General features: G+C 62.1%; 16 protein-coding genes. 8 read left to right on the top strand and 8 right to left on the bottom strand.

The features are described 5' to 3' along the window. Positions 1-102: 102 nt before the first annotated feature. From AC07UR_RS04685 to AC07UR_RS04675, 3 genes are all read right to left on the bottom strand, one after another. Entirely contained in the window at positions 103-1,233 is a 1,131-nt protein-coding gene (locus AC07UR_RS04685) for a site-specific DNA-methyltransferase (RefSeq protein WP_112808508.1), read from the bottom strand. A 137-nt stretch (positions 1,234-1,370) separates the two neighbouring features. Next, positions 1,371-1,718, bottom strand: coding sequence for an antibiotic biosynthesis monooxygenase family protein (locus AC07UR_RS04680; protein WP_209787190.1), 348 nt, complete (start codon positions 1,716-1,718; stop codon positions 1,371-1,373). Positions 1,719-1,722: 4 nt separating this feature from the next. Beyond that, positions 1,723-2,043: an NIPSNAP family protein gene (locus AC07UR_RS04675; RefSeq protein ID WP_209787193.1), complete on the bottom strand. Its 321-nt coding sequence runs from the start codon at positions 2,041-2,043 to the stop codon at positions 1,723-1,725. A 79-nt stretch (positions 2,044-2,122) separates the two neighbouring features. Between AC07UR_RS04675 and AC07UR_RS04670 the strand changes: the two genes are divergently transcribed. Then, complete coding sequence (locus AC07UR_RS04670; RefSeq protein ID WP_209787195.1) at positions 2,123-2,803, top strand: ArsR/SmtB family transcription factor; 681 nt, start codon at positions 2,123-2,125, stop codon at positions 2,801-2,803. On the opposite strand, the gene AC07UR_RS04665 is transcribed toward AC07UR_RS04670, so the two are convergent. From AC07UR_RS04665 to AC07UR_RS04655, 3 genes are all read right to left on the bottom strand, one after another. Beyond that, positions 2,783-3,238, bottom strand: a complete 456-nt coding sequence (locus AC07UR_RS04665; RefSeq protein ID WP_209787197.1) for a DUF1284 domain-containing protein — start codon at positions 3,236-3,238, stop codon at positions 2,783-2,785. The genes AC07UR_RS04670 and AC07UR_RS04665 overlap by 21 nt on opposite strands. Further along, positions 3,235-3,828, bottom strand: a complete 594-nt coding sequence (locus AC07UR_RS04660; protein ID WP_209787198.1) for a biotin transporter BioY — start codon at positions 3,826-3,828, stop codon at positions 3,235-3,237. The genes AC07UR_RS04665 and AC07UR_RS04660 overlap by 4 nt, the downstream gene beginning before the upstream one ends. A gap of 226 nt (positions 3,829-4,054) precedes the next feature. Further along, a complete protein-coding gene (locus tag AC07UR_RS04655) occupies positions 4,055-4,723 on the bottom strand; it encodes a GntR family transcriptional regulator (protein ID WP_209787199.1) in 669 nt (222 codons plus the stop codon). Positions 4,724-4,902: 179 nt separating this feature from the next. Here AC07UR_RS04655 and AC07UR_RS04650 point away from each other — a divergent pair, with 179 nt between their 5' ends. Continuing rightward, positions 4,903-5,598, top strand: a complete 696-nt coding sequence (locus AC07UR_RS04650) for an HAD family hydrolase (protein ID WP_173419238.1) — start codon at positions 4,903-4,905, stop codon at positions 5,596-5,598. Positions 5,599-5,829: 231 nt separating this feature from the next. After that, on the top strand, positions 5,830-6,936 hold the full coding sequence (locus tag AC07UR_RS04645) for an ABC transporter substrate-binding protein (protein WP_209787200.1): 1,107 nt from the start codon (positions 5,830-5,832) through the stop codon (positions 6,934-6,936). Between the two features lie 74 nt (positions 6,937-7,010). Here the strand turns inward: AC07UR_RS04645 and AC07UR_RS04640 are convergent, their stop codons facing one another. After that, positions 7,011-7,559, bottom strand: coding sequence for a hypothetical protein (locus AC07UR_RS04640; RefSeq protein WP_492359728.1), 549 nt, complete (start codon positions 7,557-7,559; stop codon positions 7,011-7,013). 280 nt (positions 7,560-7,839) lie between these two features. Here AC07UR_RS04640 and thrC point away from each other — a divergent pair, with 280 nt between their 5' ends. The 4 genes from thrC to AC07UR_RS04620 all read left to right on the top strand — a co-directional run bounded on the left by thrC (position 7,840) and on the right by AC07UR_RS04620 (position 14,269). Next, positions 7,840-9,240 (top strand): threonine synthase, encoded by a 1,401-nt coding sequence (gene thrC / locus AC07UR_RS04635; RefSeq protein WP_173419235.1) that lies wholly within the window; start codon positions 7,840-7,842, stop codon positions 9,238-9,240. A 16-nt stretch (positions 9,241-9,256) separates the two neighbouring features. After that, positions 9,257-10,558, top strand: coding sequence for a M16 family metallopeptidase (locus tag AC07UR_RS04630; protein WP_173419234.1), 1,302 nt, complete (start codon positions 9,257-9,259; stop codon positions 10,556-10,558). Between the two features lie 190 nt (positions 10,559-10,748). Beyond that, a complete protein-coding gene (locus tag AC07UR_RS04625) occupies positions 10,749-11,360 on the top strand; it encodes a GNAT family N-acetyltransferase (protein WP_209788464.1) in 612 nt (203 codons plus the stop codon). Then, on the top strand, positions 11,360-14,269 hold the full coding sequence (locus tag AC07UR_RS04620; protein WP_209787206.1) for an EAL domain-containing protein: 2,910 nt from the start codon (positions 11,360-11,362) through the stop codon (positions 14,267-14,269). Before AC07UR_RS04625 ends, AC07UR_RS04620 begins: the two co-directional genes overlap by 1 nt. Positions 14,270-14,387: 118 nt before the next feature. Here the strand turns inward: AC07UR_RS04620 and AC07UR_RS04615 are convergent, their stop codons facing one another. After that, positions 14,388-14,981, bottom strand: a complete 594-nt coding sequence (locus AC07UR_RS04615; RefSeq protein ID WP_412728311.1) for a YqgE/AlgH family protein — start codon at positions 14,979-14,981, stop codon at positions 14,388-14,390. Between the two features lie 181 nt (positions 14,982-15,162). Here AC07UR_RS04615 and AC07UR_RS04610 point away from each other — a divergent pair, with 181 nt between their 5' ends. Further along, complete coding sequence (locus AC07UR_RS04610) at positions 15,163-16,011, top strand: protein-disulfide reductase DsbD domain-containing protein (RefSeq protein ID WP_209787208.1); 849 nt, start codon at positions 15,163-15,165, stop codon at positions 16,009-16,011. Positions 16,012-16,143 lie beyond the last annotated feature (132 nt).

Here is a 16,143-nt window from a genome sequence, read left to right as displayed (position 1 = left end):
CGGAAACCTTTCGGCTTCCGGGCGTTTTAAAGCGTTCCTTCCGGGACTGAAGGTACAAAAACCGGTCAGAGCGCTTTCGAAGGACCTGGCGGAACTGGTTGATCAGTTCAGTTTTGCCAGGTCATTTCGAATGACGGTTCTGAGTTCGTCGATGGGCTTCAGGGTGTTCCCTTCTTCGAAATGCCAGAATGTCCATCCGTTGCAGGCATCGAGACCCTGGACCTTGGCGCCCAGGCGATGAATGGAGCCGGCCTCGCCGCCGGAGGCAAGCGTGCCGTCGGCGCGCACGATGGCGCTGTGACGCCGCTTGGCGTCGGTGAGCACGGTGCCGGGCTTGATCAATCCGCTTTCGATCAGCGTATTGAAGGCCACACGCGGTTCGGCCTTCTTGCCGGTCAGGACCGACAGCATGGCCTTGCCGAGCGGCTCGACGGCGTCGATGCGCGCCGATGCCGCGTCGATGTAATCCTGTTCGCGCTCGATACCGACGAAGTGACGGCCGAGACGCTTGGCAACGGCGCCTGTCGTGCCGGAGCCGAAGAAGGGATCAAGGATCACATCGCCGGGCTTCGTCGAGGCCATCATGATGCGGGCAAGCAAGGCTTCCGGCTTCTGGGTCGGATGCACCTTCTTGCCGTCGTCGCCTTTCAGGCGCTCGTGACCCGAGCAGATCGGAAACAGCCAGTCGGAGCGCATCTGCACATCGTCATTAGCCGCCTTCATCGCATCGTAGTTGAAGGTGTAGCCCTTGGCGTTGGCGTTCGGCGTCGCCCAGATCAACGTTTCATGGGCGTTCTGGAACCGGCGACCCTTGAAGTTCGGCATCGGGTTGGTCTTGCGCCAGATGATGTCGTTGAGGATCCAGAAATGCAGGTCCTGCAGGATGGCGCCAACGCGGAAGATGTTGTGGTAGGAGCCGATGACCCAGAGCGTTCCGGTCGGCTTCAGCACGCGGCGGCAGGCCAAGAGCCAGGCGCGGGTGAATGCGTCATAGGCTTCGAAGGAAGCGAACTGGTCCCATTCGTCATCGACGGCGTCGACGACCGACTGGTCGGGGCGGGTCAGCATGCCGCCGAGCTGGAGGTTGTAGGGCGGGTCGGCGAAAACGACATCGACCGAATTGTCGGGAAGCGCATTGAGCGCGGCCACGCAGTCACCCTTGATGATGGAATCGAGCCAGCCCAACGGGCGGGCGGCGCGGGAGACTTCGGCAAGCGAAACAACTGATGACATGGACAACTCGCAAATACGCTTACTCGGGACGGACTATGGAGCTTATGGTTACCGAAGATGGTTACCAAAGCCTGAAGGCCGCCAGAAAAAATCCGAATTAACGATGCGGTGCCAATCGCTTCGCCTGTCGAGGGCCGTCAAGCGGCGTGGAAGGCGCGACTGTCGCTCGGCGCCTGATGCCGCTCGTTCAGGCCGTAGTCGCGCACGACCGATGCGATGCGCAAACGGTAGTCGGCAAAGACGCCATTGCGACCCGCCTCCTGGGCGGCGCGATGCTCGGCGCCGTTGCGCCATTCCTTAACGGCGTCCTCGTCGCGCCAAAACGACAGTGACAGCACCTTGTCGGGATTGGCGAGGCTTTGAAAGCGCTCGATCGAGATGAATCCGTCGATGCCATCGAGCAGCGGGCGCAGGTCGGCGGCGATGCCGAGATAGGTATCGCGACAGCCTTCAGCCGGCAGCACTTCGAAAATAACGGCGATCATAAGCTCATTCCCCTCCAACGGGCGACGAAACGTTCTTCAGAAAAATGCGGTTCTCATTGAGGATAAACCGTTCCTTGCGCGCGAAGGCATAGTTTTCGCGGCCCAAGGGGTCGGCAAGGAGCCGGGCGCGATAGGCCTCGTAGGCCGCAAGGCTTTCGACATTGTAGACGCCGTAGGCCGTTGTCGCCGATCCTTCGTGCGGGCCGAAGTAGCCGATGAGATCGGCGCCACAGCGTGGGATGACCTCGCCCCAAGTGCGGGAATAGGCAGCGAACTCCTCTTTTTTGAAGGGGTCGATTTCGTAACGGATGAAACAGGTGATCATTTGCGGCTCCTCGTTGACGCGTTTCGATGAGCCACTATGCCCGCTTGCCGACCCTCAATGCTTCGACTACCATCGAAGTATGAAAGAAGGTCCAGACATCGCTCTCATCGGTTCGCTGATCGGCGATCCCGCGCGCGCCAACATGCTGACCGCCCTGATGGGCGGGCGGGCATTGACGCCGACCGAGCTTGCCGGACATGCGGGCATCACGCTGCAGACGGCGAGCTCCCATCTTTCCAAGCTCGAGAGCGGCGGGCTTTTGACCCAGCGCAAGCAGGGCCGTCACCGTTACTACCAGCTCGCCGAAGACGAGGTCGGGCTGATGCTCGAAAACCTCATGGGATTTGCCGCCAGCCTCGGCATGAACCGGCATCGCCCCGGGCCCAAGGACCCGGCTCTGCGCAAGGCCCGTGTCTGCTACAATCACCTCGCCGGTGACTACGGCGTGCGCATGCTCGACAGCCTGATCTCCGCCAAGCAGATCGAGATTGCAGGCGACGACCTCGCCTTGACCGATGCGGGCCAGATCCGCATCGAGGCGCTCGGCATCAACTACGCGTCCTTGAAGAAATCCCGCCGGCCGATTTGCCGGACCTGCCTCGACTGGAGCGAGCGCCGTTCGCATCTCGCGGGCTCCCTCGGCGAGGCACTGTTGACGCTGCTCATCGACAAGGGCTGGGCAAAGCGCGAAAACAACAGTCGTGCCATCCGCTTCACCGATAGCGGCGAGAAAGCCTTTTCAGAGCTCTTCCCGCAGTAAAGACGGGTCCTCGGCTGCATGCACGAGGGCATTCCCGAAACCACCATCGGCAACGCTGCGGCAGAGGCCGGCCCATTCGCATTCGGCACAGGCCGCCGCAGCTCTCCCCTCGGCGAAGGCCGATCGCAACCGCCGCAGTCTGTCGGCATCGAGCACCAGCACCGAGCCAGACCCGATGGACCTGTCGAGGACGTCCGCGACCGCCGCGAGCGCAAGACTGTCCCGTCGCGTGATGCTGTCTTCCCGGCAATGGGCGCCGGCTTCGCACAGCATTGGCGCACAAATATCGTCCGGGCCATCGACGACGGTTATGCTTTCACCGGCGGACAGGCGCTTGGCAATCCCGACATAGTTGCGGGTGAACGAGGGCGTATAGCCCTCGCCCACGAACGTCAGCAGACACAGCAGATGGTGCCCGCGCAGCCGGACGGTCAAATGAGGTCCTTCGGCTTCTGCGCATAGCGCTGGACGGCCTTCAGCACAGCTGCAGCAAGCGCCGACTTCAGCGCAGCGCCGAGCACGAAGGGTGCGGCACCGAGGGCGATTGCCTGCTCGAAACCGATCAACGTCGCAAGCCAGGCAGCGCCAAGAACAAGGCACAGCATGTTGGCGGCGAAATGGGCGGAGAAGCTCAGAATGACACGATCACCGGTCCAGCCACGCTGTGCCAGCCATCCCGCAAGTCCACCAACCAGAGGGAAGGCCGCAAGATAGCCGGCCGTCGGTCCGGCGAAATGCGCAAGACCGCCAGCGCCGTTGGCAAGAACCGGCAGGCCCATCACGCCTTCGGCGAGCCAGGCAAGGATCGTGGCTATGCCGAGCCGCCAACCATAGACGACGCCGATCATCGTCACGGCAAAAGTCTGCATGGTCACCGGCACCGGGACCATCGGCACGCTGACCTGCGAGGACAGAGCAAGAAAACCGGTTCCAAGCAGCACAAAGAGGGCCTTTACAGGCCAGGTTTTGCCATCGAGGCGGAGCGGATCAAAGAGGGGCGCGTGGGCGGAAGCGAGATTGGACATCTGGGTCTCCGTGGTTGTTTTTAAATTATAGATAATTTTTGATTCTATCTATAATACGACTCCCACTAGCGTCAGAAGGCGGGGCGGTCAATCCGCAGGCCGCGCGAAAACGGCGCACGAACTCACACCAGCAAGCTCGCAACAGACTGCAGAATAGAGAAAAACAAAATTATAGATAATTTTCCGAAGGAGACCGCAGCCGGAACGTAACGGCTGCGCTGGAAGCCTATCCGACGATGGAAAACGCCTCTCGCGTCGCGCCCGTAGCGGTCTTGACCGGCGTTTTGCCGATCCAGCCGACATGGCGCTCGAGGATTTTCGCCGCCTCGTCGCCTCGCCCTTCGCGCAAGGCGGCAAGGATCGCGCGATGATCGTGATCGGTGCGCGCTTCCCAGCTGCTCCGCCAGGCCGAAAACAGAAAGCGGGCGCTCGCCGCATGCAGATCGTCGATCGAGGCCAGCAGCCGCGGCATGCCGCAGGGCGTAAGGAGCAACCGGTGAAAGGCGCGGTTGGCAGCCTCCCAGGAGCGGACGTCGCGCGACGTATCGGCCGCGACCGTGGCCGCCTCCGCCCGTTCGAGGATGGCGGCCGTCAGATGCGGGATCGCATGGCGCAGCGCCAGCACTTCGAGAACCGCCCGCATTTCGGCGACCTCGCGGACCTCCTTCAGATCGAACGCTGCCACTCGAAAACCGCGACGCGGTTCGCTGACGGCAAGCCCTTGCGCCTCCAGCAGCCTGAACGCTTCGCGTACCGGCACGTGGCTTGCGCCGAATTCCTCAGCGATGTGGTCCTGGCGCAAACGCTCGCCCGGCGTCAGCGCACCCGAGATGATCCTCTCGGCCAGTGCCCGGCTGATGCGGCTTGCGATCGTATCGTCCCGTTGCTTGTCCATCGGCTACATCTAGAGGGGCCGGCAGGGCCTGTCGAGCAAGCGACAGCGGCCTTTCGACGATTTCCAAAGGTTGAGATTTCGGCCGCCATCGTATAAACCTTCGGCGTACAAAAGCACGCGCCGCGAAAGAGACCCTCCCCCTGCCTGCGGCGCCTCCTTCTCCCAGGGAACTGACTTAAATGAACGGTATCGATCTCATCATCTTCGATTGCGACGGCGTTCTCGTCGATTCGGAAATCATCGCCTCGGAAGTCGAAGCGGCCCTCTTGACCGAAGCCGGTTATCCGATCAGCGTCGAGGAAATGGCAGAGCGCTTCGCCGGCATGACCTGGCAGAACACGCTGCTGCAGATCGAAAAGGAAGCAAGCGTCCCGCTTTCGGCCCAGCTCATCAGCAAGGTTGACGCCATCCTCGACGAGCGTCTTGCGCGCGACCTCAACATCATCGACGGCGTCAAGCCGATGCTGGCGCAGCTCAAGCTGCCGCACTGCATCTGCTCCAACTCGACCTCGGCCCGCCTTGCCATGATGCTCGGCAAGGTCGGCATCAAGGACCACTTCGGCCGTCACATCTACTCCGCCCGCGACCTGGGAGCCGACCGGGTCAAGCCGAAGCCGGATATCTTCCTGCACGGCGCCAAGCAGATGGGCGTCGCCCCTTCCCGGGTCCTGGTCATCGAGGATTCGGTGCACGGCATTCATGGTGCGCGCGCGGCCGGCATGCGCGTCGTCGGCTTTACCGGCGGCTCGCACACCCACCCATCGCATGCCGACCAGCTGACTGAAGCAGGCGCCGAAACGGTGATTTCGCGCATGTCGGCCCTGCCGGGCGTGATCGCCGCTCTTTCCGAATGGTCGGAATCGATGACGGCCTGAACCGGCACACGCGGGCGCAAGCCGCCTGCAGATCCCTTTCGCCCCGGACTATTTCACCGGGGCGGGAAAAAGCTCTCGGCCATCACGGCGGGCGTCGGATTGGGCGCCGAGGGACACGATGTCACATTGATGTGTGATCACTGTCTCTCCGAAGATCTCCCCGGTTTTCGCACCGCGCACGAGGGCCATATCAGCCAAGCCCCACAAGGGGTATTTCTAGGAGGAAACACCATGCGTCTTTCACTGTTGACGGGCCTGACCCTGGCAGCCAGCGTTGCCTTCGGGCCGCTCGCCTTTGCCGATATCACCGTTGGCGTCATCACGCCGCTGACCGGCCCGGTCGCGGCCTATGGCGAGCAGGTCAAGAACGGCGCGGAAGCAGCCGCAGAAGAGATCAACAAGGCCGGCGGCATCAACGGCGAAAAGATCGTCCTGAAGATGATGGACGACGCCGGCGACCCCAAGCAGGCCGTGTCGGTGGCAAACCAGGCAGCGGGTGAAGGCATCCGCTTCGTTGTCGGCCCGGTGCTTTCGGGCACGTCGATGGCAGCTTCCGACGTTCTCGCCGAAAACGGCATCCTGATGGTGACGCCGACGGCCACCACACCTGACCTGACGACGCGCGGCCTCTGGAACGTGCTGCGGACCTGCGGTCGCGACGACCAGCAGGCCGAAGTTGCCGCCGCGTATGTGGTCAAGAACCTCAAGGACAAGAAGGTCGCCGTGCTGCACGACAAGGCGCCCTATGGCAAGGGCCTTGCTGACGGCTTCAAGAAGGGCATCAACGCCGGCGGCATCACCGAAGTCGTCTATGAAGGCCTCAACCCTGGTGACAAGGACTTCAGCGCCATCGTCACCCGCCTGAAGGCCGAAAAGGTCGATGTCGTCTATTTCGGCGGCTACCATCCGGAAGGTGGCTTGCTCGCACGCCAGATGCGCGACCAGGGCGTGACCGCACAGATCTTCGGCGGCGACGGCCTGTCGAACACCGAGTTCTGGGCAATCGGCGGCGAAGCGGCTACAGGCACGATCTACACCAATGCCAGCGACGCCACCCGCAACCCGGCGTCGGCTCCGGCCGTCGAGGCGCTGAAGGCCAAGAACATTCCGGCCGAAGCGTTTACCCTCAACGCCTATGCCGCCGTGCAGGTGCTGAAGGCCGGCATCGAGAAGGCTGGTTCCGCCGAGGATGCGACTGCGGTTGCGACCGCGATCAAGTCCGGCGAGGCGATTGACACGGTGCTGGGCAAGCTCACCTACGGCGAAGCCGGTGACCTGACCTCGCAGGCCTTCTCCCTCTACAAGTGGGAAGGCGGCAAGAGCGTCGCGGCCGAGTGATCGCTTAGCATCAAGACATGAAAACGCCGGGGCATGCCCCGGCGTTTTTCGTTTCAGGCAGTGGATACAGCCGCTTACTTCTTGCGCTTGGCCGGCGGACCTTCATCGAAGCCGACGTAGACCTTGGCATTGGAACCGGAACCAGCCGGCAGTGCGACGTCCGTCTTGGTGAAGACGAACTGGGTCGAACCGCTTGCGGGGACCTCGACCACGTGCTGGACCAACTCGGAATAGAGCGTCTTTTCTTCATCCGTTGCCGCTACGCGGATCGGCATGGTGACCTTGCCGGGGCCGCCGGCCGGACCGCTGACGACACGGCCTTGAACCACAACGGTGACCGTCATGGCAGTCTCACTCAGCACGCATTGCCGCGTCGTATCGGCAAGTGACACCTGATAGATGACCTTGGTTGGGTCGTCCTTACCGCCCTTTGCGTAGGTCCGGAACGACGAGGTGCCGTCTCTCAGGATTACCTGCGGGCATGCGGCCTGGACAACGGCCGGTGTCGGGGCGGCGGCGCTGCCGCCCGCATCGATTGCTCCACCGGATTGCGTCTTGTTACAGCCGGCGAGGATCGCGAGAAATGATATTGCGAGGACAGGCCGGGATACTTTGCCAAACACGTTGAACAACCTCTACTGAACCGGTTGAAACTCCTTGACCGAAATCTCGGCCGGAAGGCCTTTCATGGCCTTCGGGCATCGTCTATAGCAGCGGCGAATTGAAAAATCGATTGGGTCAAACGCCTCGATCGGAATTTTCCGAAACGACGCTTGAGACCGGAAATTGCACGGGTGACAAGAATGCGTGGGGACTTTGTCAAGGACTGACGCAATAAGACAGACGCACCGCGGCCGGTTCGCATAGGGTCGCCGCGATCCGAAGGCAAGACGAAGGACTAGGATGGTGAAGTATATCTCGACGCGCGGCGAGGCCGCCCCCCTCGGCTTTTGCGATGCACTGCTTGCGGGCCTTGCGCGCGATGGCGGTCTCTACCTTCCCAAGGAATGGCCGACCCTGTCCAAGAAAGAGATCCGGGCGCTGCGCGGCAAATCCTATCAGGACATCGCCTTCGCCGTCCTCGAGCCTTTCATCCACGGTGAAATCCCCTCGGCCAAATTTCGCGAGATGATCGACGAGGCCTATGCCACGTTCCGTCATCCGGCGATCGCCCCCCTCGTCCAGACCGGTCCCAATGCCTTCGTCATGGAACTGTTTCACGGCTCGACGCTCGCCTTCAAGGACGTGGCGATGCAACTGCTCGCCCGCCTGATGGACTATGTGCTTGCCGAGCGCGGCGAACGGGCAACGATCGTCGGCGCAACCTCGGGCGATACCGGTGGTGCGGCCATCGACGCCTTTGCCGGGCGCGAGCGCACCGATATCTTCATCCTCTTCCCGCATGGCAAGGTTTCGCCGGTCCAGCAGCGGCAGATGACGACCTCGAAGGCCGGCAACGTCCACGCCATCGCCGTCAAAGGCAATTTCGACGACTGCCAGGACCTCGTCAAAGGCATGTTCAACGATGTCGCCTTCCGCGACCGCGTCAAGCTTTCAGGCGTCAACTCGATCAACTGGGCGCGGATCATGGCCCAGATCGTCTATTATTTCACCACCGCCATTGCGCTCGGAGGGCCGGACCGCAAGATCTCCTTCACCGTGCCGACCGGCAACTTCGGCGATATCTTCGCCGGCTACGTCGCCAAGCGCATGGGCCTGCCGATCGACAAGCTTGTCGTCGCCACCAACGAAAACGACATCCTCGCCCGCACGCTGAAGACCGGCCGCTACGAAATGCGTGGCGTCAGGGCGACCACGTCGCCGTCGATGGACATCCAGATCTCGTCGAACTTCGAGCGGCTACTGTTCGAAGCCAACGATCGCGACCCGGCCGAAGTCCGCTCTGCCATGGACAGCCTCAAGCAGTCCGGCTCCTTTGCCATCCGCGAAAAGGCGCTGAAGGCGATCCGCAAAGAGTTCCGCGCCGGCCGCGCCTCCGAGAAAGAGGTCGCCAAGACCATCGCCAAGACCTTGGAAGAGACCGGCTACCTGCTCGATCCGCACAGCGCCATCGGCGTCTTCGTGGCGGCCAAGCACGAGAAGGCTTCGGCCCCGATGGTGACGCTCGCGACCGCCCATCCCGCCAAATTCCCCGACGCCGTAAAATCGGCAAGTGGTATTGACCCGGCGCTTCCGACGTGGCTTGCTGACCTGATGAACAGGGAGGAGCGTTTCGATATCCTGGAAGCGGATCTGAAGAGCGTCGAGACCTTTATCGGCGAGCGCACCCGCCTCCAGGGGTAAGAACGAGAAGAAACGTATGATGAAAGTTGAGTGCACCCGGCTCCCTTCCGGGTTGACGGTGGTAACCGAGCATATGCCGCATCTCGAAAGCGTGGCGCTCGGCGTGTGGATTAAATCGGGTTCACGCAACGAAACCGTGGGCGAACATGGCATCGCCCATCTGCTTGAGCACATGGCTTTCAAAGGCACCGGCCGGCGCACCGCGCGCCAGATCGCCGAGGAAATCGAGAATGTCGGCGGCGAAGTCAACGCCGCGACCTCGACCGAAACGACCTCCTATTATGCGCGTGTTCTCAAGGACCATGTGCCGCTGGCGGTCGATATTCTTGCCGACATCCTCACCGAATCGAGCTTCGACGAGGAAGAGCTGCGCCGCGAAAAGCAGGTGATCCTGCAGGAGATCGGTGCTGCCGACGACACGCCCGATGACGTCGTCTTCGACCGTTTCGCCGAAACCGCCTATCGCAACCAGACGGTCGGACGCCCGATCCTCGGCACGCCCGACACGGTGATGTCGTTCTCGGCAGACCAGATCCGCCAGTATCTCGGCCGCAACTACACCACCGACCGGATGTTCGTCGTTGCCGCCGGGGCCGTCGAGCACGAGGCTTTCGTGCGCCAGGTCGAGGAACGCTTTTCGACCCTGCCGCGCACACCGCTGGCAACGCCGGTTCTCGAGACGGCGATCTATACCGGCGGCGAAAGCCGCGAAACCCGCGACCTGATGGACGCGCAGATCCTGCTCGGCTTCGAAGGCAAGGCCTACCACGCCCGTGACTTCTACTGTTCGCAGATTCTCGCCAACATTCTGGGCGGCGGCATGTCTTCGCGCCTGTTCCAGGAAGTGCGCGAGCACCGCGGCCTCTGCTATTCGGTCTATGCCTTCCACTGGGGCTTCTCCGATACCGGCATCTTCGGTGTGCATGCGGCGACCGGCGGCGAAAACCTGCCGGAACTGATGCCTGTCATCGTCGACGAGCTGCGCAAGTCGTCGATGAACATCGAGCAGCAGGAAATCGAGCGCGCCCGCGCCCAGATCCGCGCTCAGCTGCTGATGGGCCAGGAAAGCCCGGCCGCACGCGCAGGCCAGATCGCCCGCCAGATGATGCTCTACGGCCGTCCGATCCCGAACGACGAGCTGATGGAACGCCTCTCCGGCATCACCATCGAACGCCTGACCGATCTGGCAGGTCGATTGTTCTTCGACACCACCCCGACGCTGTCGGCGATCGGGCCGCTCGAACAGCTGGCGCCGATCAACGATATCCTGTCGTCACTGACAGGAAAGCCCGCGGTCGCACACGCCGTCGCAAGCTGAACCGGCCACCGGGTTTCGACCGGGCGAACGATAGCGCCCGGTCGGCGAAGTGTTTGCGACTTTTCGTAAAATCGGATTCGATTTGTGCGCAAAGTTGTGCAACGCTTGGATTTGCGACAGCGCGAGGGGCACTGTGCGCCGGGCGGTCAGGAAACTCCGCGCGTTCAACTGGAAGGCCTCGGAGGCACATATGACACGATCGGTTTTTCGGTTCCTGTCGCGGCAGCCCGAGACGGTCGAGATCGCCAATCAGGATTATCTGCTCCGCCTCCCCCGTTACGCCGACTATCGCCAATGGTACCAGCTGAGAAGCGAGAGCCGCAGCTTTCTCGAGCCGTGGGAACCGAGCTGGCGCGCCGATGAGATGACGGAAAGCGCCTTTCGCAGCCGCGTCATCCGCAACGAGCAGGAATTCGCCTCCGGTCAGGCCGTGCCGCTCTTTCTTTTCCACAAGCCTGCCGAAACCCTGCTCGGCGGGCTCACCATCGGCCACATCCGCCGCGGCGCCGGGCAAAACTGCATGATCGGCTACTGGATGGGCGAGCGCCACGCCGGCCACGGTCATATGTTTGCCGCCCTCAAGCTTGCAATTCCCTACATCTTTTCGAGCCTTGAGTTGCACCGTATTGAAGCAGCCTGTATTCCGGAGAACTCAAGAAGCATCCGGCTCCTTGAAAAGGCCGGTTTTGAGCGTGAAGGCTACTTAAGACAGTACTTGAGGATAAACGGGCAATGGCGTGACCATGTGCTTTTCTCCCTCCTGTCCGATGATGCCGTACCGAACAGGAAATTGCCCCTTTGATGCCTCTAACCCGCTCGCCCTTCGCATGGTCAGCCTCGAAGCTGGCAGCGTTTCTGATCGCTCTCACGACACTTTTCGGCGCCTTGGGCGGCGTTGCCCATGCACTTGAGCCCGTCAAGATTTCGCGCGAAGACACCGCACTCGACCTGACCGCGACGACCGAGATCTATAGCGGTCGCAGCGAAGCCTTCCAGGTTTCGACGGCGCCGGGTGCCGACGGCATTGTCCGTCGCATCGAGGTGCGCTCCAGCACCGAGAACCACCAGGGCGACTGGGCCGTGTTCGCGCTCGCCAATGTTTCCGGCGAGCAGCTCGACCGGGTGATCGTCGCGCCGCATTTCCGGCTGGTGAATTCCAAACTCTTCTGGCCTGACCTCGGGTCGCAGCGCATCCTGTCGATCACGCCGAGCGAGGGCTTCGCACTCGAACGGCTGCCGAGCGACGATTCGGACGTGTTCCAGATCACCCTCAACCCGGGCGCCGTCATCACCTTCGTCGCGGAACTGGCGACGCCGGAACTGCCGCAGATCTATCTCTGGCAGCCGGACGCCTACAAGGACACGGTCAACGCGTTTACGCTTTATCGCGGCATCGTGCTTGGCATCGCCGGCCTCCTCGCCGTGTTCCTGACAATCCTGTTTGTGGTTAAGGGAACGTCAATGCTGCCGGCAACGGCAGCACTTGCCTGGGCAGTGCTTGCCTATATCTGCGTCGACTTCGGGTTCCTCTCCAAGCTCATCAGCGTGACGGCCGGCGACGAGCGAATATGGCGCGCGGGCACCGAAGTCTTCCTGGCGGCGGGCCTCGTGATCTTCCTGTTTACCTATCTCAACCTCAATCGCTGGCACCAGCATCTGGGCTACGCGACGCTCGCGTGGATCCTCGGCCTCGGCCTGCTCTTCGGCGTTGCCGTCTATGATCCGGCCATTGCATCGGGCATCGCCCGCCTCTCCTTTGCATTGACGGCAACCGTCGGCATCGTGCTGATCGCCTATCTCGGCTTCAACCGCTACGACCGCGCCATCCTGCTGGTACCCGCCTGGCTGCTCATTCTTGTCTGGCTGTTCGGCGCCTGGCTGACTGTCACCGGCCAGCTGGCGAACGACATCGTTCAGCCGGCGCTTGGCGGCGGCCTGGTTCTCATCGTGCTCCTGATCGGCTTTACCGTCATGCAGCACGCCTTTGCCGGCGGCGCCTATCAACAGGGCCTGTTTTCCGATCTCGAGCGCCAGTCGCTGGCGCTTACAGGCTCCGGCGACACGGTCTGGGACTGGGACGTGGCACGCGACCGGGTGGTCACCATTCCCGACATCTCGCTGCAGCTCGGCCTCTCAATGGGTTCGATGCACGGGCCGCTTCGCAACTGGCTGCCGCGGCTGCACCCTGACGATCGCGATCGCTTCCGCGCCACCCTCGATGTCCTGCTTGAACATCGCCGCGGCAAGCTCAACCACGAATTCCGCGTGCGTGCGGAGGACGGCCATTACCACTGGCTGTCGATCCGCGCCCGCCCGGTGCTGGGCGCCAATGGCGAGATCATCCGCTGCGTCGGCACGATCATCGACATCACCGAGCAGCGCAATTCGGTCGAACGCCTGCTGCACAACGCATTGCATGACAATCTGACCGGCCTTCCCAATCGGCAGGTCTTCCTCGACCGCCTGCAATCGATCCTCTTGATGGCCGACAGCACGACGACGGCACGTCCGACCGTGCTTGCCATCGACATCGACCGCTACAAGCAGGTCAACGACCTGCTCGGCATTGCCGCCGGCGACAACATCCTGATCGCACTGACGCGCCGGTTGCGCCGGTTGCTGCGTCCGCAGGATACGCTCGCGCGCCTCGGCGGCGACCAGTTCGGGCTGATCCTGATGTCGGAACGGGATCCTGCCAAGGTTGCCGATTTCGCCGACGCAGTCAGCAAGGCGATCATGGTGCCGCTCAACTACGGCAACCGGGAAATCAATCTCACCGCCTCGATCGGCCTCGTCTCGTGGCTCGACCAGGAACAGAGCGCTGCCGGCCTGATCGACGATGCGGAGCTGGCGATGTTCCGCGCCAAGAAGGAAGGCGGCAACCGCGTCGAGCCCTTCCGCCCGGCCTTCAGGACTTCCGGCTCGGATCGCATGCAGCTTGAGGCTGATCTCAAGCGCGCGATCGAACGTAAGGAACTGTCGCTGGTCTATCAGCCGATCGTGCGGCTCAGCGACGCCGAGATCGCCGGCTTCGAGGCGCTGATGCGCTGGGACCACCCCAAGCGCGGCAACGTCTCGCCGACCGAGTTCATCCCGATCGCCGAGAATTCCGACCTGATCAACCAGCTCGGAATGTTCGCCTTCGACAAAGCAACCAGCGACCTCACGGAATGGCAGATCCAAACCGGCGACCTGCCGATCTTCGTGTCGATCAACCTTTCCAGCGCGCAGCTGCTCAACAACGAGCTCTATGACGACATTCGAGCCGTTCTCAACAAGAACCGTTGCGACCCGACCAAGGTGAAGATGGAACTGACGGAATCTCTCGTGATGGAGAACCCGGAACAGGCGCGGCTGGTGCTCGAGAAGTTGAAGGAGGCCGGGCTGAAGCTGGCGCTCGACGACTTCGGCACGGGCCACTCGTCGCTCTCCTATCTCACCCGATTCCCCTTCGACACGATCAAGATCGACAAGGCGCTGGTGCGAGACCCGAGCGACAAACGCGGCATTTTGTTGCGCTCGGTGATCACAATGGCGCGCGAACTTGAAATGCAGGTAGTGGCCGAAGGCATCGAGTCAGAGGAGGACGCGATCCAGCTCGCGCAGATGGGTTGCGACTATGGCCAGAGCTTCCTGTTTGGCCCGCCGATCGGCTCGGAGTCGATCCAACGATTGTTGAAAGAGCGGTTTCCTCTGATGAAGCGGGCTTAGGCCCGCAAAGGGCGAAGCAACCGCGGGCTGCGGATAGGACGCAGCCCGATGGCCACACGGGCCAATCTGGTTGACGTGCAACACCTACATTGATTGTCGGTATTCTCAGCGCCTGGCTTCAGGCGTGGCCGGCTTCGATCGACAGCATCGCCGGGCTGACGCCCATCAAAGCGAGAGCGCGATCGTATTTATCGCCAAGCGCCTTGTCGAAGATCAACTCGTCGCGCGCGGGGCAAGTCAGCCAACCGTTCTGGGTGATTTCCGCTTCGAGCTGGCCCGGCCCCCAGCCCGCATAGCCCAGCATCATCGTGGCGCGATGCGGCCCCTCTCCGCGCGAGATTGCGCGGACGATGTCGAGTGTGGCGGTCAGGCAGATATCGTCGCTGACAGGGATGCTTGAATCGCTCAAATAGTCGTCGGAGTGCAGGACGAAACCACGTCCGGTCTCGACCGGCCCACCGGCCTGGATCTGGAAGTCACGCGTCATCGCCGGCAGGCGGATAGCCTCATCCTCGTCAAGGATGTCGAGGTGCATCAGCACATCCGGGAAGGTCAGTTGCTGCGGCCGATTGAGGATGAAGCCCATGGCGCCGTCGTCCGAATGGGCGCAGATGAAAATGACGGTGCGGGCAAAATTCGTGTCAAACATCCCAGGCATGGCGATCAGGAACTGACCGTCAAGGAAACCGCGTTCCCGTTTCTTCTGTGCCATGGTTATTGCCATAATGCAGATAGCCTACCAATTCGCCGCGAAATGAAAAGCGCTTCAACGTCGCGACCGCCAAATAATGCACGTAGCGCGTTTACCGTGCCCTGCCTGATCAAACATTTATGATCTCCGCGCCCAAAGGGGCGTCTGGAGCGCTGCCGGTAAAAGCGATATTGCTTTGGCCATGATCAAACGCCCCACATATGAGAACATGGTCCAGCGCATCGGCAGGGCAAGCCTTCTTGTTGCATTTTTTCTGCCCGTCGGCGCCCAGGCTGCGACAAGCGAATGGATGACATCGACAGGCGGCATGGTCCGTCTCGTCGCCGCCCCGCCGCAACAGGATGGCACGATCCCGGCAACGCTCGAGGTCAAGCTGAACCCCGGCTGGAAGACCTATTGGCGCGAGCCCGGCGCCAGCGGTATTCCTCCGCAGATCACCCTTGATCCAACCGAGGGCGTCGTCCTCGACAAGATCGGCTTTCCCGTTCCCAAGACATTCGACGATGGTGTCGTGCACTATGTCGGCTATGACAAATCCGTTGCCTTTCCGCTGACGCTGAAGCGCGTGCACGGTGACGGGGACGTGAACATCCGCGCCTCGGTGTTTCTTGGGATTTGCGAGGACATCTGCATTCCGGTGCAAGGCAAACTGGAGCTGACACTCAAGCAGGGCGACTTCGACAATCCGCTCGATGCCGCCCGCATCGATGGCGCGGTCGCTGCCCTGCCCGAGGCCCCGTCCGAGGAATTCAAGGTGACAACAGCCGTCTATGACGAGCAGAAGGCAGCGGTGGAGCTGACGTTGCAACTGCCACCGGATAGGGGCAGCGATCATCGCGAGCTGTTTCTGGCTGGCCCTTCCGGCGTCGCCTTCGGCAAGCCCGTCGTCACCCAGACGAGTGGCGCCGAGCTTCGCGCCGAGATCCCCGTGCGGCTCTCGGCCAAGGACAAGACACTCAAGGGAAAGCCGGTCATCCTCACGGTTCGCGCCGGTGAGCGCAGCATGGAAACGACCCTTGCCTTTGATTGATGCAGCTCTATAGTCCAGGCGTTTCAGGTGGTTGCGTCTAACGACGACCGCCGGAGACAGCCGGATGCAAGACAACTCGAAGCCGCGACAACGCCTTTCCGCAATGAAGGTCTGGCCGTACGCGCAACGCAA

It is taken from the genome of Ensifer sp. GW821-FHT05G01 (genome assembly GCF_059419585.1).
Note: the sequence above shows the minus strand (reverse complement) of the source record. Positions and strands in the feature narration are given on the sequence as shown.